A 20,719-nucleotide genomic window follows, 5' to 3' on the forward strand; every position below is an offset into this window, starting at 1 on the left:
AAGGTGCTGAACGACGCTGGAAAGAGGGCCGCCGCCGGGACGGCCGCCGCCGCAGTCACGTTCGGGGTCGCCGGAGCCGCCGCCGTGGGAACGCCCGCGGCCGCGGCCGCCCGCCTCGCACCCCATCCCGAGCCCCGGCCGGCCGGCCTCGCGTGGACGGCCTGTCCCGCCAAGGACCCGGTGGAGGGCACCCGGCTCAAGGGCCTCCAGTGCGCGTCGATCCGGGTACCGCTCGACCACCGCCGCCCGAAGGGCGAGCAGGTCACGCTCGAACTCACCCGGGCCCGGCACACCGCGGCCAAGTCCCAGGGCGTGGTGCTGCTCAATCGGGGCGGGCCCGGCGCCCACGGGCGCGACCTCCCGGCCTTCTTCACCGGCGCGCTGCCGAAGAAGGTCGCCGCGTCCTACGACTGGATCGGCTTCGACCCCCGCGGCGTCGGCGCCAGCAGGCCGGCACTGGTCTGTGACACGAGCTACCAGGACCCGGGCCGCGCGCGCCCCGACACCGTCCCCGCGAACGCGGAGGAGGAGCGGGCGTGGCTGGACCGCGCGAGAGCGTACGCCCGCGACTGCGGCCGCAGGAACGGGAGGATCCTGCCGCACATGGGCACCGCCGACATGGCGCGCGACATGGACGCGATCCGCGCCGCCCTCGGCCAGCGGAAGATCAACTACTTCGGCTACTCGTACGGGACCTACCTCGGCGCGGTGTACGCGACGATGTTCCCCGGACGGGTCCGCCGCATGGTGCTCGACAGCGTCGTCCGGCCGAGCGGCGTCTGGTACGACGCCAACCTCGACCAGAACGTCGCGTTCGAGAAGCGGATCCGCGCGTACTTCGCCTGGATCGCCCGGCACCACAAGGTCTACCGGCTCGGGGACACCGAACGGAAGGTCTCCGCCGCCTACGCGAGCGCGCGGGCCGCGCTCAGGGCCAAGCCCATCGACGGGAAGATCGGGCCCTCCGAACTGGACGACGTGTTCCTCGCCGACGGCTACGCCGACTACTCCTGGTCGGCGCACGCGAGCGCCCTGTCGGCTCTCGTCGTCCGGCACGACCCGGCGCCGCTGCGCAAGGCGTGGCAGCCGCCGAGCCGGCTCGACCAGAACAACTACACCGTCTACAACGCCGTCCAGTGCCGCGACGCGGCCTGGCCGCGCGACTGGGGCCGCTGGCACGCCGACAGCGAGCGCCTCTACCGCCAGGGCTACCGTTTCGAGACCTGGGGCAACACCTGGTACAACGCGCCCTGCGCCTTCTGGCCGGTGCCCGGCGGCCCGCCGCCGCGGGTGGCGGGCACGTCCGCGCTGTCGCCGGTCCTGCTCGTCCAGGCCACCGAGGACGCCGCGACCCCGTACCGGGGCGCGCTGGAGACGCACCGCCGGTTCCCCACGTCCAGGCTCCTCGTCCAGGTCGGCGGGCGTGACCACGGCGTCTCGCTGTCCGGGGACAGGTGCGTCGACCGGGCCGTCGCCGGCTATCTCGGCGGCGGCGACCTGCCCGCGAACCGGCCCGGCCCGGACCAGAGGTGCAAGGCCGGGCCCGAGCCGCAGCCCGCCACGGGCAAGAAGGCGGGCAAGGCGAAACAGGCGGCGTCCCACCGGTGAGCCGCCGGATCGGGCCGTGATGGCGCCCGTGGAGGTGCGCGGGCCCCGGACGACATAGGCTTGTCCGCGTGGAGCTTTCAATGGTGAGGGCCGGAGGCCGGTAGCCGTGCGCATGCTGGGCTCGATGCCGGTGCGCGTGCTGGACGACCGGTACCGGACGGAGGCCCTCGCGATCCTGGACGCCGACCCGGTGTCCAACGTGTTCGTCAGCTCCCGCGTGCACGCCGCGGGGCTCGATCCGCGCCGCCTCGGCGCGCAGATGTGGGGCTACCTGCGGGACGGCCGGCTCGTCTCGCTGTGCTACTCCGGCGCGAACCTCATCCCGGTCGCGGCGGGCCCGGAGGCGGTCCGCGCGTTCGCCGAGCGGGCGCAGGCCCAGGGCCGGCGCTGCTCCTCCATCGTCGGGCCGGTCGGCGCGGTCGGGGACCTGTGGGAGATCCTCGCGCCCTACTGGGGGCCGCCCCGGGCCGTCCGCGCCGCCCAGCCCGTGATGGCGACCTCCGCCGTTCCCGACGTGCCCGCCGACCCGAAGGTGCGGCGCGTGCGGATGGAGGAGTTCGACGTCGTCTACCCGGCCTGCGTGGCGATGTTCACCGAAGAGGTCGGGGTGTCGCCGAACACCGGCGACGGAGGCGTGCTGTACCGGGCCCGGGTCGCCGAGCTGATCCGCGACGGCCGCGCGTTCGCCCGGATCGAGGACGGCCGGGTCATGTTCAAGGCCGAGGTGGGCGCCGTCACGCCGCGGGCCTGCCAGGTGCAGGGGGTGTGGGTGCCGCCCGACCTGCGCGGCCAGGGGCTGTCGGAGACCGGGATGTCCGCGGTGGTGCGGGAGGCGCTGCGCAGCATCGCGCCGACGGTCTCGCTGTACGTCAACGACTACAACACGCGGGCGCGGGCGGCGTACCGGCGCGTGGGGTTCGGCGAGCTGGGCTCGTTCATGTCGATTCTGTTCTAAAACGTCCGTTTGCTGGGATTCTCCGGGATGTTGTCGCTGTGTGCCTGATCTGTCCTGGTAACTGAATCGATCTTGCCGGGCGGGTTAGCATCCCGCCGTGGAGTTCGCCGGGGCGTTGCGGCAGGCCATCAAGGCGAGCGGGCTGACCCTGGAACGGATCCGCCACCGGCTCGGCCGGCGGGGCCTGGCGGTCAGCGTCGCCACCCTGAGCTATTGGCAGCGGGGCCGCAGCCGCCCGCGATCGCGCACCGTGGTCCTCGCGCTGGAGGAGATCCTCCAGGTGCCGCCGGGTGCCCTCGCCGAACTGCTGGACGATCCCGCGCCGCCCGGCGCGGCCGTCCGGGGAGCGGGCGCACGAGCCGGGCGCACCGCGGGCCGGCCCGGCGCGGAGGCGCGGGACCTGTGGCCCGACCCCGAACGCTACGGCTGGCTCGTCGGCCAGCTCGACCGGTCGGGCGACCACCGGCTCGAACGGCTCGGCATCCACGACGTGTACCGGCTGGACGAGGCGCGCCGTTCCTGGACGCTGTCGGTCCGCACCGTCCTGCGGGCGGCGGACGACGACATCGACCGCGTGGTCTGCGTCCATCACGTAGGCGACGGCGACCCCGCGGGCGGCGGGGCCGGCGACGGGCCGGCCGCGCTCGCGGACGTCCGGTACTGCCGTCCGGGCCGGATCCGCGCCGAGGGCGGGCTGATGGCGTTCGAGCTGGTCTTCGACCGGGTGCTGTCGGCGGGGGACACCGCGGTCGTCGAGTACGAGCTCGGGGCGGCCGGGCGGCCGCCGTCCGACAGCTACGAGCGGCGCTTCCCCCATCCCGTCCACGACTACGTGGCGATCATCCAGTTCGCCGGGGACCGGCTCCCGGCGCGCTGCTACGGCTTCACCGCCGAGAGCTCCGCGGCCGCGCGGCAGCGGCTCGGTGAACTGTGGATCGGCACGTCCGGCAGCGCGAACATCGCGGCCGGCGCCGTCCGCCGCGGCATCGTCGGCATCGAATGGGAGTGGCATTGAGCGGGAGTGGAGCGGGAGCGGCATCGGCGCCGGGCGGAGCCGGACGTCAGAAGTTGCCTGTTGGCATCGGGGCTACGGAGCCTTACAGTGAGCGCTGAAGTTGCAATCACAGGAGTCAAGGCCGTTCAGCGGGGGGCCGGCCGGAGCAGATCCGGAGGCCGGGCAATGCAGAGTCTCGCAGAGGACGATCTTCTACAGGTCCTCCAGTACGGTCCCTTCAACGTCGCCTTGCACGCCGCCATCCAGGCACGCGGCCTGAGTCTCGACTCGCTGCGCCGCCGCCTGGAGGAACAGGGCATCGCCGTCAGCCTGTCCACGCTGAGCTACTGGCAGCGCGGCCGAACGAGGCCCGAGCGCGCCGACTCGCTGCGCGCCGTCCGCGGCCTTGAGGCCATCCTCGAACTGCCGCGCCACTCGCTGCTGACGCTGCTGAAACCCACCACCGAGCGCCCCGCCGGGACGTGGCTGCCGGTCGAGGAGCTGTGCCCCGAGCCGGGCGTCCGCGACCTGTTCGACGAGATCGGCCATCGCGACGAACGGCAGGTCACCGGGCTCAGCCTGCACGACCAGTACATCATCGGCCGCCGCCGGGAGCTGCGCGAGGTCCGGGTCCGCGCGGTGTTCCAGGCGCAGCAGCGCGGCGTCGACCGCTGGATCGCCGTTTACCACCATCCGCAGGGCGTCCTGCCGTCGTCCCGCACCGCGCGCGGCTGCCGGTTCGGCCGCGTCCGGATGGACGAGTCCAGCGGCCTCATCGCCGCCGAGCTGCTGTTCGACCGGGCGCTCGGCCGCGGCGAGACGTACCTGCTGGAGTACGGCTTCGGGTTCGACGAGACCAGCCCGCCCGTGACCGAGGAGGGCCGCGGCTTCCGCGCCCCGCAGCACGAGTACCTCATCGAGGTCCGGTTCCACCCGGCCACGCTGCCCGCCCGCTGCTACCGGACGTGGCGGCCCGACGGCCACACCGCGCTCAAGGACTCGGCCGACCTGCGCATGTCCAGCTACCAGAGCGTCCACTTCATCGAGTTCGGCATGGCCGCCGGCTACCACGGCATCCGCTGGGAGTGGACGTGATCCGCGGCCCCGCCGTCACTTGACCAGAAGGCCGAGGAGGCGGTCCAGTTCGGCTGCCGGGTCCTCGGTCAGCCCGGCGTGCACCGGCCCCGGCTGGACGATCGTGCTGCGCGGGGCCGTCAGCCAGCGGAAGCGCGCGCCGGGGCTCTCCTCCGCGGCCTGGCCCGCGCGCTCGCCGCCGCAGCACACCGCGTCCACAGCCTTCAGGGACGAGCGGACGCCCGCCAGGTCGAGCGCCGGGTCCAGGGCGAGGAGGCGGTGCTCGTCCAGGTGGGTGCGGCAGCCCAGATAGTCGAGGGCGCGGCAGTACACGACGACGCCCACGTTCATGACCTCGCCCCGCTCGACGCGGGGGACGACGCGCAGCGCGGCGTACTCGAACACCGTGGGCTGCCCGGCGGTCCTGATATTGGTCACCCTGTCGCCGCTCACGGGGCACCACCGAGCCAGCCGGGGCGGTTCTCGCCGCGCCGCGCGGAGGTGTCCGGACCGCGGCCGCTGACGTCGAGGCCGGGCAGCCAGTCGCGCGGCTTGCCGGCGCGCGGCAGCAGGATGTCGAGGTAGGCGTCCCGGAGCGCGCGCGGGCCGGCGAAGCCCGGCTCGCCCTCCAGCCAGTGGTCGGGCACCAGCTCGATCACCTCGCGCAGCAGCCCCTCGGTGATCTTCGGGGCGAGCTCGGCCTCGGCCGCCTCCAGCCGGGTCGCGTAGGGGGTCAGCACGTGGTCGTCCACGTCGTACGGGCCGGAGAACAGCCGGGCCGCGTTCGTCCACGCGTGGTGGAAGATGAGGCTCGCGCCGTGGTCGATGAGCCACACGTCGCCGTGCCAGACCAGCATGTTGGGGTTGCGCCAGCTGCGGTCGACGTTGCCGATGAACGCGTCGAACCACAGCACCCGGGACGCGAAGTCCGGGTCGGCGCTCCAGCCGAGCGGGTCGAAGCCGAGCGACCCGGGCAGGAAGTCCACGCCGAGGTTCCAGCCGGGGCTGGCCTTGAGCAGGTCCTGGACGTCCGGGTCGGGCTCGTGCCGGCCGATCGCCGGGTCCAGGTCGATGAGCACCTGGTCCGGCACCGGCAGGCCGAGCCGGCGCGCCAGCTCACCGGCGATCACCTCGGCGATCAGGGCCTTTCGCCCCTGCCCGGCGCCGTGGAACTTCATCACGTAGGTACCGAGGTCGTCGGCCTCGACGACGCCCGGCAGCGAGCCGCCCTCGCGGAGCGGCGTCACGTACCGGATGGCGTTCACATGTGGCAACACGCCGCAACGCTATCGGGTGGCGGCGCGGCCGGGATAATCGATGACATGGGCGTTGAGCTGCTGGACCTGTCGGTTCCGATCACGACGGGCATGCCGGTTTACCCGGGCGACCCCGAGGTGGAGGCGGTGCCCGCCCTCACGGTCGCGGACGCCGGCGTGAACGTCCTGCGGCTGCACATGGGATCGCAGACCGGCACGCACGTGGACGCCCCGTTCCACATCGACGACTCGCTGCCCCGGCTGGACGAGCTGCCGCTGACCCGCTTCACCGGCCCGGCCGTCGTGCTGGACGCCCGCGGGCTGCCGCCCCGCACGCCGATACCGCCGGACGCCGTCCCGCCCGGTCTCGAACCGGGCGACGTCCTGCTCATCGCGACGGGCTGGCCGGAGCACTGGGGGACCGGCGGCTACCTGGCCCACCCCTACCCCGCGCCGGAGACCGCGGAGGCGATCGTCGCCGCCGGAGTCAGGACGGTGGGCATCGACGCCCTCAGCGTGGACCGCACCCCGCCGCCCGGCTCCGACGACTTCTCCCTCGCCGCCCACCGCGTCCTCTGCGGGGCAGGTGCGGTGATCGCCGAGAACCTGACCGGGCTGGGGCGCCTCGTCGACGCCCAGGAGGCGGGTTGCGCGATCGACGTCTCGCTCTTCCCGCTCGCCTTGGCCGGCGCGGACGGCGCCCCCGTCCGGGCCGTCGCGCGGGTGGACGACCGGGCCGTCCTCGTCTGAGGCGCGCCGGCTCCATACTGGTGGCCGGGCGACGGGAGGACGGTACCGGTGCGGGTGGAATGGGCGACGGACCAGGGGAGCCCGGAGCGGCTCAACGAGGACTTCGTGGCGGCGGCCGCGGGAGCGGTCGTGGTGCTCGACGGGTGCGGGCTGCCGCTCGGCACCGACCTCGGCTGCGTGCACGGGACCGCGTGGTACTCGCGGTCGCTCGGCACCCGGCTGCTGGCGCGGATGCTGGACGGCGCCGGGCCGCCGGCCGGTCCGCCCGTGGGACCGCCGGAAGGCGCGCACCGGCCGGCGCCGCGGCCGCTGGTCGGGCGGCTCGCCGGCGCGATCGCGGACGTGGCGGCGGCCCATCGGCAGAGCTGCGACCTGCGCGTCCCCACGACACCGGCGGCGACCGTGCTCGCCCTGCGGCGGCGCGGCGAACTGGTCGACTACCTGGTGCTGGCGGACTCGACCGTCCTGCTGGACGGCCGGGACGGAGTGCGGGAGGTCACCGGGGGCCGTCACTACGCCGCGGCCGATCCGGCGGTGGCCGACGCCGCGATCACCGGGACCGTGCCGGCGGCCGAGCTGCGCCGCGTGCTCCTGCTGACCGACGGCGCGACGCGGCTCGCCGACCTGTTCGGCGTCACGGACTGGGCAGGGCTGGCCGCGCTCGCCGTGGACCCGGGGCCGGCCGGGCTGATCGAGCGGACGCGGGAGATCGAGCGGACCGACCCCCGCGCCGCCCGATGGCCGCGCACCAAGGTCCACGACGACGCGACCGTGGCCGTGTGCGATCTCGGACGGTGAGACCGCGGCGGGCGGCCGCCCGGTCGCGCCCGTAGGGTGCGGGGACCACGCGAAGGAGGACCAGGCATGCGGCTCGGGATCACGATGTTCGCCACCGACCTGACCATGGCGCCGCACGAGCTGGCGCGGGCGGCGGAGGAGCGGGGGTTCGCCTCGCTGTACGTCCCCGAGCACACCCACATCCCCGTGTCCCGGAAGACCGCGCCTCCGACGGGCGCCGAAAGCCTCCCGGAGGAGTACGCCCGCACGCTCGACCCGCTCGTGTCGCTCGCCGCGGCGGCCGTGACGACCGAACGGATCGTCCTTGGCACCGGGATCCTGCTGCCCGCGCAGCGCGACCCGATCGTCACGGCGAAGGCGGTCGCCACGCTCGACCGGCTCGCCCCCGGGCGGGTCGCCTTGGGCGTCGGCTACGGATGGAACGTGGAAGAAGGCGCCGACCACGGAGTCCCCTGGAAACGGCGGCGGGCCATGGCGCGCGAGCACGTCCTCGCCATGCGGGCGCTGTGGACGGACGAGCAGGCGTCCTTCGAGGGCGAGTTCGTGACCTTCGACGCGAGCTGGTCGTGGCCCAAACCGTCGGGCCGGGTGCCCGTGCTGCTCGGCGGCGCCTCCGGGCCGACGCTGTTCGCGCACATCGCCGAGTACGGGGACGGGTGGCTGCCGATCGGCGGCGCCGGAATCCGCGACGCGCTGCCCGGCCTGCGCCGCGCGTGCGCGGACGCCGGCCGTGACACGGTGCCGGTGATCCCGTTCGGGACGCTGCCCACACCGGAGAAGCTCGACCACTACGCGGCGCTCGGGATCGAGGAGGTCGTGCTGCGGGTCCCCGGCGGTGACCGCGACGCCGTCCTGCCGGTGCTGGACGACTACGCGCGCACGTACCTGTGAGCTAGCGGATCATGCGGAAGCAGAAGAAGGTCGGGAACCGGTACAGCTGGCCCTTGCCGGCCTTCACCGCGCCCAGGATGAGGAACACCCAGCTGCCGATCAGCAACTCCAGATACGGGATGAGGAGCGGTGCGAGGAAGGCGGGCGCCTTCAGCGCGATGGCGGGCGGGACGCAGACCGCCGCCACCGCGAGCAGGTGGATCAGCATGGTGAGCTGGTAGTTCATCGACTGCGCGGCGTGGAACCGGGTGAACGGCGAAGTGTTCTTCTTCACCAGGTAGATGACCAGCGGAGGCAGGAAGCCGATCAGGAGGTTCCCGACATAGGCGAAGATCGCCCAGGTCGTCTCCTCGCCCGGGGCCGGTCCTCCCGGGCCGTACGGGACGCCCGGCGGGCCGTAGCCGTAGCGCGGATCATACTGGCCGCCGGGCGGCATGCCGGGCTGTCCGGGGGGTAGGCGGGGCGGCTGTCCCGGGGGCAGGCCGGGCGGCGGCCCAGGGGGCTGCCCGGGCGGCTGGCCGTAGGCGCCCGGGTAGGGCGGCGGCTGCTGGGGCGGCGGCTGTTCGGGATGCGGCTGTTCGGGATGCGGCGGGGGATCTTCGGGAGATGGCGGAGGCTGTTCGGGAGGTGGCGGGGGCTGGTCCGTCACGTGGGGTCCTCTGGTCGTTCGTGCTGCTTCTTCCGGGGGTCCCGCAGGAATCTACCGGCCCCTGCGTCCGGAGCGGTCGCGCGCACCTTCTAGAATTTCGTTCGGCCAATGGGGCGGTGGCCGGGGCCGTCCCCGGCGAGGAGGCTGGATGAGCGCGATCCCGATGGAGCGGCCCGTGCTGGGGGACGACGAGACCGCGGCGCTGACCGGCCTCGCCGCCCGCGTCCGCGAGCTGGCCGAGGCCGCCGTCCTCACCGGTGTCGGCGCCGCCGAGGCCGCCGCCGTGGCGGACGAGGTCGCGGCGCTGACCGCGCGGCTCGCCGTGGAACGCCGGGACGCCCCGCCGTTCGTCACGCCCGGCGAACGCGCGATGGACCGGCAGGTCGCCAACCCCGTCACCGGGCCGCTCAACCCCCTCGCGCCGCCGATCGGCCTGACGGTCGCCGCGGACGGCATCGTCCGCGGCGAGTTCACGCTCAACGCCGTCTACGAGGGCCCGCCGTCGTACGTGCACGGCGGCGTCTCGGCGATGGTGCTCGACCAGGCGCTCGGCATGGCGGCGGCCGCCACCGGCACGCCCGGCATGACCGCGACCCTGGAGACGCGCTACCGGCGCCCGACCCCGCTCGGCGTCCCGCTCCAGGTGGAGGCGAAGGCGAGCCGGGTGGAGGGCCGGAAGGTCTACGCGTCCGGGACGATCTCCGGGCCGGACGGCCGGGTGACCGTCGAGGCGACCGCGATGTTCATCATGCCGCAGCGGTTCGTCACGTCACCGCACCGGCCTTGACCCGGTCCTCAGAGGGGGCGGGCAGCAGGGCGAGCGCGGTCAGGGTCAGCGCCGACGCCACGATCATGCTGACCGAGATCGCCTGCCAGCCGTAGTCGTGCAGCAGCCAGGTCGCGAGCAGCGGTGCCGGCCCGCCCGCGAACACCGAGGCGAGCTGGTAGCCCATGCCCGCCCCGCCGTACCGCAGCCGGGTCGGGAACGTCGAGGCGATCAGCGACGCCTGCGGCCCGTACTGGACGGCGTGCGGGATCTGCGCGACCACCACCGCGACGACGACCAGCGCCGCGACCTCGGTGTTGAGCAGCGCGAAGTACGGGAACGCGAAGATCGCCACGCAGATCGAGCCGGCCGCGTAGACCCGCCGCGGGCCGATCCGGTCGCCGAGGTGCCCGGCCGCCGGGATCGTGAACAGCTCCAGCACGGCCGCCGCCGTCACCGCGCTCAGCGCGAGCCCCTGCGCCATGTCGAGGTCCTTATGCACGTACGTGAGCGCGAACGAGGTGAACAGGTAGAACGGCATCTGCTCCGAGCAGCGCAGCAGCGCGCTGAGGACGATCTCCTTCGGATGCCGCCTGATCACCTCGGCCACCGGCACCTTGGCGACCTCGTTGCGTTGCACGACCTCGGCGAACAGCGGCGTCTCCATCACCCGGACCCGCACCCACAGCCCGATCCCGACGAGGACGACGCTGAACAGGAACGGGACGCGCCACGCCCAGCTCTTGAACGCGTCGTCCGCCGAGAGCGCGATCCCGGTCATCATGCCGGTGCCGAGGATGAGCCCGATCGGGACGCCGAGCTGCGGCAGGCTCGCCATCAGCCCGCGCCGCCTCCGGTCGCCCCACTCCATGGACAGCAGCACCGATCCGCTCCACTCGCCGCCGACGGCGATGCCCTGCAGGATCCGCAGCAGCACCAGCAGGACGGGCGCGGCCCAGCCGATCGTCTCCGTGCCCGGCAGTACGCCGATCAGCGCGCTCGACACCCCCATCAGCACCAGCGTGACGATCAGCGTCGCCTTGCGGCCGAGCCGGTCGCCCCAGTGCCCGAAGATCGCCGCGCCCACCGGGCGGGCCGCGAACCCCACCGCGTACGTCGCGAAGGCCGACAGCGTCCCGGCGTAGTCGCTCGACTCGGGGAAGAAGACGTCCTTGAAGACGATCGCCGCGGCGGTGTTGTAGAGGAAGAAGTCGTACCACTCGATGGACGTGCCGATCACGCTCGCGGCGGCGGCCTTGCGGACCTGCGCGCGGCGCTCCTCGGTGTCGGCGGCGCGGGCGCGCCCGGCCTCTCCGGGATCCAGGACCATGGGGGCTCTCTTCTGTGCGACCGCCCCCGCCGGCTCCGTCAACGTGATCGACTGTTTCCCGCCCGATCCGCCGGTGAAACCGTTTTCTCGCAAACCATCTACAGTCGACTGGTCTCGCGATCAGTATTCGTAGACCTTGACCGTCGGGTCATGTTCGTACCAGGACGCGACGACCGACGAGGTGTGCTCGTCGCCGAGGAAATCGACGCGAAGCCATCCCTCGGCCTGCGTCACGCGGGTCTCGAAGCCGGGGTTCGGGGTCGCCGACACGAGCCGCACCCGGTTCTTCTCGATCGACATCGCCGCGCGCCCGCCCCGGGTCTCGTAGCTGCGCACGTTGTCGGGCGGCTTCGGGGGAGTGGAGGCACCGTCGGGCCTGCCGGGCGGCGCCTTCGGCGTCCTGGACGGCTCGGGTCCCCTGTCCTGGCCCGTCGCCTGGCTCGGCCGCGCGGTCGGCGACCCGTTGGGTAACGGCCCCGGCGGCGGGGTCGGGCTGGAATGGATCACGGGGCCGGCGAGCGGCGGCGGGGCCGACCGCTCCGAGACCGCGCTGCGCACCACGTCGCGCACCCCCAGCCAGGAGAGCGCCACGGCGAGCGCGGTCACCCCCGCCCAGGGGGCAACATACGACATCGCGCGACGCATGGGCACATGGTGGCATACGGTTCCGCCATGGCGAGTGTTTTGGTGGTCGAGGATGACGCGAATGTCCGGACTGCCTTGATTCGTGAGCTGAGCGTGCGGTCGCATGTCGTGCGCAGCGTCGGGACCGCGATGGACGCGCTGCGCGAGGTCACCCAGGCGCCGCCCGACGTCGTGGTGCTCGACCTCGGGCTGCCCGACCTCGACGGCGCGGAGGTACTGAAGATGCTGCGCGGCATCTCCGATGTCCCGGTCATCATCGCGACGGCGCGCGACGACGAGCCCGAGATCGTCCGGTTACTGAACGCGGGCGCCGACGACTACCTCATCAAGCCGTTCTCCATCGAGCATCTCAGCGCCCGGCTCGCCGCGGTGCTGCGCCGGTCGGTGCGGTCCGGGCCCACCGCGGAGCTCAGCGTCGGCGGCCTGCACATCGACCTGGACCGGCGGGAGGCGCTGCTGGACGGCGAACCGCTGGAGCTGACCCGCCGCGAGTTCGACCTGCTCGCCTACCTCGCCGCCCGTCCCGGCCGGGTCGTGGCGCGGCGCGAGCTGCTCGCCGAGGTCTGGCGGCAGGCGTACGGCGACGACCAGACCATCGACGTCCATCTGTCCTGGCTGCGCCGCAAGCTCGGCGAGACCGCCGCCGCCCCCCGCTACCTGCACACGGTGCGCGGCGTCGGGGTCCGGCTGGCCGAACCCGATCCGCGGTCATGAGGAAGACGCTCGTCCTGGTGTCGCTGGCGGTGACCTCCATGGTCGCGCTGGCGTTCCTGATCCCGCTCGCGCTCACCGTCCGGGAGATCGCCCGCGACCGCGCGCTCACCACCGCCGAGCGGCAGGCCAGCGCGCTCGGCCCCGTCCTCGTGGTCACCGAGGACCCGGCAGCCCTCGAACGCGCCGTCGCCAGCACGCAGGCCGGCGCCGCCGGGCGGATGACCGTGCACATGCCGGACGGCGGGCTCGTCCCGAAGAACCCGCACGGCGACTTCAGCGCCCGTCCCGAGCAGCTCACCGAGGCCGGCCGGCGCGGACGCTCCTACACCGCCCGGGTGAACGGCGGGTACGCGCTGCTGCAGCCGGTGTCGCTGGACGCCGGCCGGACCGCGGTCGTCGAGGTCTTCCTGCCCGACGACGACCTGTCGCGCGGCGTGTGGAAGGCGTGGCTCGTCATGACGACCGTCGCCGCCGCGCTCGTCGCGGGATCCGTCGCCGTCGCCGACCGGCTCGGCGCCCGGATGATCCGCTCCACCCGGCGGCTCGCCGAGGCCGCGGGCGCGTTCGGGGACGGCGAGCTGTCGGTCCGGATCGAGCCGGACGGGCCGCCCGAGCTCGTCGAGGCGGGGCTGGCGTTCAACGCGATGGCCGACCACGTCGTCCAGCTGCTGTCGGCGGAGCGCGAGATGGCCGCCGACCTGTCGCACCGGCTGCGCACCCCGCTGGCCGCGCTCCGGCTCAACGCCGAGGCGCTCGGGGACGGGTCCGTCGCCGACCAGACCCGGGAGGCCGTCGACCGCATCGAACGCGAGGTCGACCAGATCATCCGGACCGTCCGGCGGCCGACCGGGCGGGGCAGCTGCGACGCGTCCAAGGTGCTGCGCGACCGCGTCGCGTTCTGGTCCGTCCTGGCCGAGGACGAGGGGCGCTCCTGCGAGCTGATCGGCGCCGAGGGGCCCGCGGCGCTGCCGATCCCCGGCACCGAGCTGGCCGCGGCCGTGGACGCGCTGCTCGGCAACATCTTCCGGCACACGGCCGAGGGCACCGGGTTCGTCGTCACGCTGCACCAGGGGCAGGGCGTCACCGGCATCCTCGTCGCCGACGGCGGGCCCGGCATCAGCGACCCGGACGCGGCGCTGAAGCGGGGCAGCAGCGGCGGCGGGTCGACCGGGCTCGGCCTGGACATCGCGCGCCGCGCCGCCGAGTCGACGGGCGGCTACCTGCGCATCCACCGCAGCGTCCTCGGCGGAGCCCAGGTGCAGATGTGGTTCCGGACGAGGTGGCTGCCGCCCGCGCGCCGCTCCCGCCGCCTGGTCGGCCGCCGCCGGCACTCCCGCACCTAGCGGCCGCGTCCCTTGCACGCAGGCCGGTGGCCCGGCCGGCCGGACGATCAGTACGTCGCCGCCGGCCTCATCGGCCTGGTCGGCCTTGCCGTCGCCGCCCTCATCTACGCCGCCGGCGCCCTCGCCGGCGGCGGCCTCCCCACGGCGCCCACCTCGTACGAGGTCCAGCTCGTCCGCTTCGCGGACACCGGCTTCTAGGCCCCGTCGTGGTCGCCGGTGGCGCCGTCGACGAGTTCCCGGAGGATGTCCATGTGACCGGCGTGCCGCGCCGTCTCCTCGACCATGTGGATGAGCACCCATCGCAGGGACACCGTCGCACCGTGCCAGGCGGTGCCCCGCGAGTCGAGGTCCAGCTCGTCGATGACCTTGTCGGACGCCGCCCGTGCCCGCTCGTAGAACGCGACGATCCCCGCCATGGTCTCGTCCGGTTCGACCCTGAGGTCGGCCTCCGGATCGTCGTCGTCGAAGGGCAGCGGTTCGGTCTCCCGCCCGAACGTCTCGCAGAACCAGTTGTACTCGACGGCCGCCAGATGCTTGGTCAGGCCGAGAAGGCTCGTCCCGGACGGCGTCATGGGCCGCCGGGCCCGCTCCTCGTCAAGGCCGTTCAGCTTCCACAGGACCACGTCTCGATGCCGGTCGAGGCTGACCTTGAGGCTTTCCTTCTCGCCACCGGTGTAAGGCACGTTCTGCATACGGGGGAGGCTAACAGCGCGTCGGGGACCGGGCCGACCGTGCGCGGGGGCGGCCCCGCGCACGATCGGCCCGGTGGGAGCGTGGTCAGCAGTCGGAGTACTTGACGTACCACTTGCCGTCGCCGTTGCCGAGCTTGTAGTCGGCGATCCAGTGGCGCTGGCTCATCCGCACCCACAGGTACCCGTCCCGGCGCTGGATGGTGTCCCAGTCCGTCCGGACCCAGGTGCCGTGCTCCAGGACGCCGACCCGCGGGTAGCCGAGGCCCGGCCCCGAACGGACGTTGAGCCCGTCCTGCGGGAGGACCCTCCCCCGGCACCAGCGCGTGCGCTCCTCGTCCCGGACGAGAAGCCGGTCCATCGCCGCGGCGGCGCCATCAGGCCCGACCTCGATGGCGCCCGGTCCGTGGCCTTCTTCGTCCTGCGGAGGCGCGGGCCTGACGGGCGCGCCTCTGCCCGGGGTCGGCGGCGGCTGGGCGGCCCCCGCGACCGCGCCGAGGCTCAGCGTGCTGCCGGCGAGCACGGTGGCCGCCAGGCCCATGCCGAGCTTCATCCCTACGTGCATCTGTTCCTCCAGGTTGCTGTGACGCTCTGTCGTCACTACCCAGAGTCATATTATATAGACACAGAGTTATGAAGGCTCTTCTTTCCCGGCATCGCGTCAGGCCTCCTCGCCGGCCCCCTTCCCCGGCCGGACGGCGGCGGCGTCCGCCTCCCACTCGCCGCCGAGGTAGGCGCTGCGCATCCGCGGGTCGGCCGCGAGCTCGGCGGTCGTGCCGGCCAGCACGATCTCGCCCAGCTCCAGCACGTACCCGCGGTCGGCGACCTCCAGCGCGGCGCCGGCGTCCTGCTCGACCAGCAGGATGCCGGTCCCGGCCTCGGCGATGCCGGTGAGCCGCGCCAGGATCTCGTCCACGAGAAGCGGCGCCAGGCCGAGCGACAGCTCGTCGATGAGCAGCAGCCTCGGCCTGCCCATCAGCGCCCGCGCGATCGCGCACATCTGCTGCTCGCCTCCGGACAGGCTCCCGGCGACCTGGCCGAGGCGGTCGCCGAGCACCGGGAAGATCTCCAGCACCGGGCCGAGGTCCCTGTTGCGGCCGAGCCAGCCGCCGAGGCGCAGGTTGTCGTGCACGGTCAGGCCGGGGAACAGCCGCCGGCCCTCCGGGACGTGCGCGACCCCCGCCGCCGCGACGGCCTCCACGGACGCGCCGATCAGCGACCGGCCGCCGACGGTCAGCGTCCCGCTCCGGTCGGGGATCATCGCGGTGATGGCGCGCAGCAGAGTGGACTTCCCGGCGCCGTTCGGGCCGACCAGCGCGACGATCTCTCCCTCGCCGACGTCGAGGGAGACCTCGTGCAGCACCCGGACCCGCCCGTAACCGGCGGTGAGCCGGCCTATCTCCAGCATCATGAGCGGTTCTTCCTCGTGTAGCGGCGCCCGAGGTAGGCCTCCACGACGCGCTCGTCGCCGAGCACCTGCCGGGGCGGGCCCTGGGTGAGGACGGTGCCGTGGTGCAGCACCAGGACCTCGTCGGAGATCGCGGCGATCGCCTGGATGATGTGCTCGATGATCAGCACGGCGAGGCCGTCCCGGCGCAGCTCGTCGATGAGCCGCAGCGCCGGGTCGATCTCCGCGGGCCGCAGCCCGGCGAGCACCTCGTCCAGCAGCAGCACCCGCGGCCGCAGCGCCAGCGCCTTCGCCAGCTCCAGGCGGCGGGCGTCGGCGACCGACAGCTCGGCGGGCGGGACGTCGCCCCGGCCGCCGAGCCCGACCCGCTCCAGCACCTCCGCCGCCTCGCGGCGGGCGTGCGCGGGGGCGCGGACCGGGGACGGCCCGAACATCGCGGCCACCGCCACGTTGTCGGCGACGGTGAGCCCGCGGAACGGCTTGACGATCTGGAAGGTGCGCGCGACGCCCGCGTGCGCGACCCGCCACGGCCTCGCCCCGGTGAGGTCCTTGCCGCCGACCAGGACGGACCCGGCGGACGGTTTAAGATGACCGCTGATCAGGTTGACCAGCGTGCTCTTCCCCGCCCCGTTGGGTCCGATCACGCCGAGCGTGCGGCCTGGGGACAGGGACAGATCGACGTCCGAGACGGCGAGCAGCCCGCCGAAACGGCGTCCGAGGCCCCGGGTCCGCAGCACGGGGGTCGCGGACTCCGCGTCCGCCGGGCGTTCCTGCGGCGCGGTCACAGCCGGTACCTCCGCACGTTGGACAGGAGTGAGAAGTCGCGCGTCCGCACCGCGTCCCGCACGAAGTCGACCAGGCCCTGCGGCAGCAGGACGACCGCCACGATGATCAGCACCCCGAGCGTGAGGCTGTGCATCTGCGGGAAGTGCTGCCGGAGGTACTCCGAGACGACGGCGATGCCGAGCGCGCCGAGGATCGGGCCCGTCACCGTCCCCGACCCGCCGATCACCACCATGACGACCATGAGCACCGTGATGTTCACGTCGAACAGGCGCTCGGGGTAGATGGTGACCTGCTGGAAGGCGTAGGCGGACCCGGCCGCGCCGGTGAGCGCGGCGGACACGCCGAACGCGACCGTCTTGGCCCAGGTGGTGTTGACACCCATGGCCGCGGCGGCGTCCTCGTCCTGGTTGATGGCGCGCAGCGCGTACCCGGTGCGGCCGCGCGAGATCAGTGCCGCGACCAGGGCGGCCGCCGTGCCGAGGCCGAGGAAGAGGAGATAGAAGCCGTCGTTGCCGAGCCACAGGGTCGGCGCCCGGTCGCCGGTGGACGGGATCGTGATGCCGGCTCCGCCGCCCGTCCAGCGCGGGACGTTGGTGACCAGTTCCCGCAGCCCCTCGGCGACCCCCAGTGTCGCCACCGCGAAGTAGTGCCCCTTGAGCCGGAGCAGCGGCAGCCCGATCACGGCGGCGAACACGGCCCCGACCGCCGCGGAGACGGGCCAGGCGATCCAGAAGGACAGGTCGCCGTGGACCATGAGGACGACCGTGGTGTAGGCGCCGAGCCCGAAGAAGCCGACCTGCCCGAAGCAGGCGTAGCCGGTGAAGCCGCCGATGAGGTTCCACGCGACCGCCAGCGTGACGAACATGAAGACCGTGGTGACCGTGCGCTCCTGCCCCGTGTACAGCTGGCTCTGCAGGCCGAGGGCGGCGAGGACGGCGGCCGCCCCGGCGGCCCACGGCAGCCACCCGGGACGTCGCCCGCGCGGGACGGGGACCTTCTCGTTCCGTCCCGTGCCGGCCGTGGCGGTGCTCGTCTCCATGCTCAGACCTCCACCCGGCTCGCGTAGAAGGCCCGGCCGGCGATGCCCTGCGGGCGGACGGCCAGGACGAGGACGAGCACCGCGAAGGCGACGGCGTTGACCAGGGTGCCGGGCAGCAGCTGCCCGCCCCACGCCTCGACGAGGCCGAGCACGATTCCGCCGATCAGCGCGCCGTACATGTTGCCCAGCCCGCCGAGCACCGCCGCCACGAAGCTGAACAGGGTGAATCGTCCGGCGTCGGCGGGACTGAACGTCCCGACGGCGCTGACCGCGGCGCCCGCGGCCCCGGCCATGGCGGCGGCGATCCCGAACGTCAGCGCGTAGACGTGCCGCGCCCGGATGCCCATCAGCCGGGCCGCGCCGCGGTCCATGCCGGTGGCCAGGATCGCCAAGCCGGTCCGGGAATGCCGCATCACCGCGACGAGGATCAGCGTGATGGCCAGCGCGACGGCGGCCGCCAGCAGCCGCCCGACGGGGACGCGGACGCCGGTGAGCAGGGTGAAGCCGTCCCCGGCGTACGAGGTCGTGACCGAGCGGTAGTCGCCGGAGTACAGCAGGACGAGTCCGTTGACCAGCACGAGGTCCAGCCCGAAGGTGAGCAGCAGCGTGATGAAGATCGGCGCCTTGACGACGAGGTTGATCAGGCCGCGCTGCACCAGGTAGCCCGCGGCGAACAGGGCGGCGGCGACCGGGACGATCGCGGCGAACGGGTCCAGGCCGAGCCGCTGGTTCAGCTCGAACGTCAGGTACGCGCCGACCAGCACGAACGCTCCGTGGGCGAGGTTGATCACGTTCATCACCCCCCACACGAGGGAGAACCCGACGGCGATCAGCGCCAGCAGCCCGCCCTGGAGCAGCCCGTAGACGGTCGCCTGCAGGAACTGGCTCATCAGCGCTTCCCGGTGCCGGGCCAGGTCATCGGGGCCTCGGCGACGTCCTTCGGCCACACGGCGACGGGCCTGCCGTTCTGGATCTGGACGACCTGCATCTTCTTGGTGAGGTTCTGGCCGTTCGCGGCGAACTTGAGCGGCCCGAAGAAGGTCGGCTCGTCCAGCGCGGCGAGGGCGTCCCGGACCTTGTCCGCGTCGGTGCTCCCGGCCTTCTCCACGGCGAACACCAGGGCGAGGCAGGCGGCGGTCGCCTCCGCGCCGTGGTACTCGGGCGCGCGGCCGCCGAACGCGGCGCGGAACTGGGTTCCATAGTCGGCCGCCGTGCCGATCCATTTGTCCTTGCCGGTCGTCTTGTCGGTCCACTGCGTGGACCCGAGGACCCCTTCGGCGTCCTTGCCGAGCGACTTGGCGAAGTCGGGCGTGGGCGGCGCGACGGTCTCGGCGAAGCCGGCCGGGGCGACGCCGAGCTCCTTGGCCTGCTTGATGATCGCGATGCCCTCGGCCACGTGCACCGAACCGATGATCACGTCCGGCCTCATCGACTTGACCTTGGTGAGCGCGGACGAGACGTCGGAGGTGCCGCTCGGGAAGTACTCGGTGGCCACGACCTTGAAGCCGAGGCGGCGCGCCTCCGCGGCGCCGGACTCGGCGACCGTCTTGGAGAACCCGTCGTCGGCCGACAGGAACGCGATCGTGGACGGCTTCGGCTCGGCCATCTCGCCGATCGCCTGGACCATGGACGCGGCGTAGGAGCGGGCGGGGGAGAGGGCGGCGAACGTCCGCCTGTACCCCTTCTGGAAGATCTTGTCGTCGGCGCCGGAGCTGTCGGCCATCACCTGCCCGTTGCGCTCGATCACCGCGGCCGCCGCCTCGGTGTTGGCGGAGCCGTAGGGCCCGAGGATGAGTTTGACGCCCTTGTCGTTGAACTGGTCGACGAGCTGGGCGGCGGTGTCGGGCTTGGACGTGTCGTCCTGGTACCGGATGTCGACCTTGAGGTTCTTCGAGCCGACCTTGACGCCGCCCTTGGCGTTCACCGCCTGCTGGCAGAGCTGGTAGCCCTCCTTGGTGAGGCCGCCCTCCCGGGCCAGCGAGCCGGTCAGGGACATGGACGCCCCGATCCGCAGCGTGTCGCCGCCGGCGCTCGCCTCGCGTTCGCCCTTGGATCCGCATCCGGCCGCTACCAGCGCGACCGCCGCGGCCAGTGCCGCGGCCTTCCTGGTCTGCATGTCGTCCGCCCGTTCTCCTCGAATCGGCCGGGCCGCCGTCCGCCCCGATCGAAGGAGCGGCCCATAAGCGCCTGTCCAGCGCTTATGCACGGGAAGGTAAACGGCGGCGTCCCCGCACCGGGAAGGGCAAATTGCGAAATTTAAGATTCTTCTAGGATTTGGGCCGTATACAGAGAGCGTCCGGATTCTTACGCTAATGGGCGATGCGAATCCTGCTCGTCGAGGACGATGACCGCTTCGCCGACGCCCTCCTCGTGGCGCTCCGGCGGCAGGGCTTCGAGGTGTCCCGGGCGGGCACCGCCGCGGCCGCGCTGGACGCGCCGGAACCCGACCTCGTCCTGCTGGATCTCGGCCTGCCCGATCTCGACGGCATCGAGGTGTGCCGCCGGCTGCGCGGCGGCGGCGACGTGGCGATCATCGCCATCACCGCCCGCGGCGACGAGCGGGACCGCGTCATCGGACTGCGCTCCGGCGCCGACGACTACCTGGTCAAGCCGTTCGGCCTCGCCGAGCTGAGCGCCCGCATCGACGCCGTCATGCGGCGCGTCCGGCCCTCCGCCCGCCCCGCCGTGACCGTGCGGGGCCTGCGCGTCGACCTGGCCCGGCGGCTCGTCACCGGGGCCGGCGGAACGGAGATCGCGCTGACCCGCAAGGAGTTCGAACTGCTCGCCGCGCTCGCCCGCGAGCCCGGCGTCGTCGTCTCGCGCGAGCGCCTCCTCGCCGAGGTGTGGCACAGCACGTGGCGGGGCGGGCGCCGCACCCTCGACGTGCACATGGCGACGCTGCGGTCCAAACTCGGCGATCCGGCGGTCGTCCAGACCGTGCACGGCGTCGGCTACCGGCTCGCCGTCCGCGACGGCACCGGCGAGCCCGAGGGGGCCGGACGTCCGGCGAAGGGACCGTGAGAC

At 73.3% G+C, this 20,719-nt stretch carries 24 protein-coding genes; 12 read left to right on the top strand and 12 right to left on the bottom strand.

What is annotated here, in order from left to right; all coding sequences use genetic code 11:
• The first annotated feature begins 3 nt into the window (after positions 1–3).
• The 4 genes from ACQPZP_RS13325 (at position 4) to ACQPZP_RS13340 (ending at position 4,652) form a co-directional block, all read left to right on the top strand.
• Positions 4–1,608: an alpha/beta hydrolase gene (locus tag ACQPZP_RS13325; RefSeq protein ID WP_433477926.1), complete on the top strand. Its 1,605-nt coding sequence runs from the start codon at positions 4–6 to the stop codon at positions 1,606–1,608.
• A 112-nt stretch (positions 1,609–1,720) separates the two neighbouring features.
• Positions 1,721–2,563, top strand: a complete 843-nt coding sequence (locus ACQPZP_RS13330) for a GNAT family N-acetyltransferase (protein ID WP_433479601.1) — start codon at positions 1,721–1,723, stop codon at positions 2,561–2,563.
• Positions 2,564–2,660: 97 nt separating this feature from the next.
• Positions 2,661–3,578, top strand: a complete 918-nt coding sequence (locus ACQPZP_RS13335) for a helix-turn-helix domain-containing protein (RefSeq protein WP_433477927.1) — start codon at positions 2,661–2,663, stop codon at positions 3,576–3,578.
• Positions 3,579–3,743: 165 nt separating this feature from the next.
• Complete coding sequence (locus tag ACQPZP_RS13340; RefSeq protein ID WP_433477928.1) at positions 3,744–4,652, top strand: hypothetical protein; 909 nt, start codon at positions 3,744–3,746, stop codon at positions 4,650–4,652.
• A 15-nt stretch (positions 4,653–4,667) separates the two neighbouring features.
• Here the strand turns inward: ACQPZP_RS13340 and ACQPZP_RS13345 are convergent, their stop codons facing one another.
• Entirely contained in the window at positions 4,668–5,084 is a 417-nt protein-coding gene (locus ACQPZP_RS13345; RefSeq protein ID WP_433468076.1) for a DUF3037 domain-containing protein, read from the bottom strand.
• A complete protein-coding gene (locus tag ACQPZP_RS13350; RefSeq protein WP_433477929.1) occupies positions 5,081–5,908 on the bottom strand; it encodes a HipA family kinase in 828 nt (275 codons plus the stop codon). Before ACQPZP_RS13350 ends, ACQPZP_RS13345 begins: the two co-directional genes overlap by 4 nt.
• A gap of 45 nt (positions 5,909–5,953) precedes the next feature.
• Here ACQPZP_RS13350 and ACQPZP_RS13355 point away from each other — a divergent pair, with 45 nt between their 5' ends.
• The 3 genes from ACQPZP_RS13355 to ACQPZP_RS13365 all read left to right on the top strand — a co-directional run bounded on the left by ACQPZP_RS13355 (position 5,954) and on the right by ACQPZP_RS13365 (position 8,326).
• Complete coding sequence (locus tag ACQPZP_RS13355) at positions 5,954–6,637, top strand: cyclase family protein (RefSeq protein ID WP_433477930.1); 684 nt, start codon at positions 5,954–5,956, stop codon at positions 6,635–6,637.
• Positions 6,638–6,685: 48 nt separating this feature from the next.
• Positions 6,686–7,435: a hypothetical protein gene (locus ACQPZP_RS13360; RefSeq protein ID WP_433477931.1), complete on the top strand. Its 750-nt coding sequence runs from the start codon at positions 6,686–6,688 to the stop codon at positions 7,433–7,435.
• Between the two features lie 66 nt (positions 7,436–7,501).
• Positions 7,502–8,326 (top strand): LLM class F420-dependent oxidoreductase, encoded by an 825-nt coding sequence (locus tag ACQPZP_RS13365; RefSeq protein ID WP_433477932.1) that lies wholly within the window; start codon positions 7,502–7,504, stop codon positions 8,324–8,326.
• 1 nt (position 8,327) lies between these two features.
• Here ACQPZP_RS13365 and ACQPZP_RS13370 read toward each other — a convergent pair whose 3' ends face one another.
• Positions 8,328–8,975: a DUF4870 domain-containing protein gene (locus ACQPZP_RS13370; protein ID WP_433477933.1), complete on the bottom strand. Its 648-nt coding sequence runs from the start codon at positions 8,973–8,975 to the stop codon at positions 8,328–8,330.
• Between the two features lie 148 nt (positions 8,976–9,123).
• On the opposite strand from ACQPZP_RS13370, the gene ACQPZP_RS13375 reads away from it, so the two are divergent.
• Positions 9,124–9,762: a PaaI family thioesterase gene (locus ACQPZP_RS13375; RefSeq protein WP_433477934.1), complete on the top strand. Its 639-nt coding sequence runs from the start codon at positions 9,124–9,126 to the stop codon at positions 9,760–9,762.
• Here ACQPZP_RS13375 and ACQPZP_RS13380 read toward each other — a convergent pair.
• Both ACQPZP_RS13380 and ACQPZP_RS13385 read right to left on the bottom strand, forming a co-directional pair.
• Positions 9,740–11,071 (bottom strand): MFS transporter, encoded by a 1,332-nt coding sequence (locus tag ACQPZP_RS13380; RefSeq protein ID WP_433477935.1) that lies wholly within the window; start codon positions 11,069–11,071, stop codon positions 9,740–9,742. The two genes, ACQPZP_RS13375 and ACQPZP_RS13380, sit on opposite strands and share 23 nt — an antisense overlap.
• 120 nt (positions 11,072–11,191) lie before the next feature.
• Entirely contained in the window at positions 11,192–11,716 is a 525-nt protein-coding gene (locus ACQPZP_RS13385; protein WP_433477936.1) for a hypothetical protein, read from the bottom strand.
• Positions 11,717–11,743: 27 nt separating this feature from the next.
• Between ACQPZP_RS13385 and ACQPZP_RS13390 the strand changes: the two genes are divergently transcribed.
• The 3 genes from ACQPZP_RS13390 to ACQPZP_RS13400 are packed head-to-tail and all read left to right on the top strand — an operon-like array spanning position 11,744 to position 13,971.
• A complete protein-coding gene (locus tag ACQPZP_RS13390; protein WP_433477937.1) occupies positions 11,744–12,430 on the top strand; it encodes a response regulator transcription factor in 687 nt (228 codons plus the stop codon).
• Positions 12,427–13,773: a sensor histidine kinase gene (locus ACQPZP_RS13395; protein ID WP_433477938.1), complete on the top strand. Its 1,347-nt coding sequence runs from the start codon at positions 12,427–12,429 to the stop codon at positions 13,771–13,773. The genes ACQPZP_RS13390 and ACQPZP_RS13395 overlap by 4 nt, the downstream gene beginning before the upstream one ends.
• A 12-nt stretch (positions 13,774–13,785) precedes the next feature.
• Entirely contained in the window at positions 13,786–13,971 is a 186-nt protein-coding gene (locus ACQPZP_RS13400) for a hypothetical protein (RefSeq protein ID WP_433477939.1), read from the top strand.
• On the opposite strand, the gene ACQPZP_RS13405 is transcribed toward ACQPZP_RS13400, so the two are convergent.
• The 7 genes from ACQPZP_RS13405 to ACQPZP_RS13435 all read right to left on the bottom strand — a co-directional run bounded on the left by ACQPZP_RS13405 (position 13,968) and on the right by ACQPZP_RS13435 (position 19,811).
• Positions 13,968–14,465: a DinB family protein gene (locus tag ACQPZP_RS13405; RefSeq protein WP_433477940.1), complete on the bottom strand. Its 498-nt coding sequence runs from the start codon at positions 14,463–14,465 to the stop codon at positions 13,968–13,970. The genes ACQPZP_RS13400 and ACQPZP_RS13405 overlap by 4 nt on opposite strands.
• A gap of 85 nt (positions 14,466–14,550) precedes the next feature.
• Positions 14,551–15,027 (bottom strand): hypothetical protein, encoded by a 477-nt coding sequence (locus tag ACQPZP_RS13410; RefSeq protein WP_433477941.1) that lies wholly within the window; start codon positions 15,025–15,027, stop codon positions 14,551–14,553.
• Between the two features lie 96 nt (positions 15,028–15,123).
• Positions 15,124–15,873, bottom strand: a complete 750-nt coding sequence (locus ACQPZP_RS13415) for an ABC transporter ATP-binding protein (RefSeq protein WP_433477942.1) — start codon at positions 15,871–15,873, stop codon at positions 15,124–15,126.
• A complete protein-coding gene (locus ACQPZP_RS13420; protein ID WP_433477943.1) occupies positions 15,870–16,655 on the bottom strand; it encodes an ABC transporter ATP-binding protein in 786 nt (261 codons plus the stop codon). The genes ACQPZP_RS13415 and ACQPZP_RS13420 overlap by 4 nt, the downstream gene beginning before the upstream one ends.
• The gene (locus ACQPZP_RS13425; protein ID WP_433477944.1) at positions 16,652–17,695 is read right to left on the bottom strand and encodes a branched-chain amino acid ABC transporter permease; all 1,044 of its coding nucleotides are present in this window, start codon (positions 17,693–17,695) and stop codon (positions 16,652–16,654) included. Before ACQPZP_RS13425 ends, ACQPZP_RS13420 begins: the two co-directional genes overlap by 4 nt.
• Positions 17,696–17,697: 2 nt before the next feature.
• Positions 17,698–18,585, bottom strand: coding sequence for a branched-chain amino acid ABC transporter permease (locus tag ACQPZP_RS13430; RefSeq protein ID WP_433468093.1), 888 nt, complete (start codon positions 18,583–18,585; stop codon positions 17,698–17,700).
• Positions 18,585–19,811: an amino acid ABC transporter substrate-binding protein gene (locus ACQPZP_RS13435; protein WP_433477945.1), complete on the bottom strand. Its 1,227-nt coding sequence runs from the start codon at positions 19,809–19,811 to the stop codon at positions 18,585–18,587. The genes ACQPZP_RS13430 and ACQPZP_RS13435 overlap by 1 nt, the downstream gene beginning before the upstream one ends.
• Positions 19,812–20,014: 203 nt before the next feature.
• Here ACQPZP_RS13435 and ACQPZP_RS13440 point away from each other — a divergent pair, with 203 nt between their 5' ends.
• Positions 20,015–20,716 carry a response regulator transcription factor gene (locus tag ACQPZP_RS13440; RefSeq protein WP_433477946.1) on the top strand — a complete coding sequence of 234 codons (702 nt, stop codon included), beginning with the start codon at positions 20,015–20,017 and terminating at the stop codon, positions 20,714–20,716.
• Positions 20,717–20,719 lie beyond the last annotated feature (3 nt).

Source organism: Spirillospora sp. CA-142024 (assembly GCF_050942325.1).
Taxonomy (GTDB): Bacteria; Actinomycetota; Actinomycetes; order Streptosporangiales; family Streptosporangiaceae; genus Spirillospora.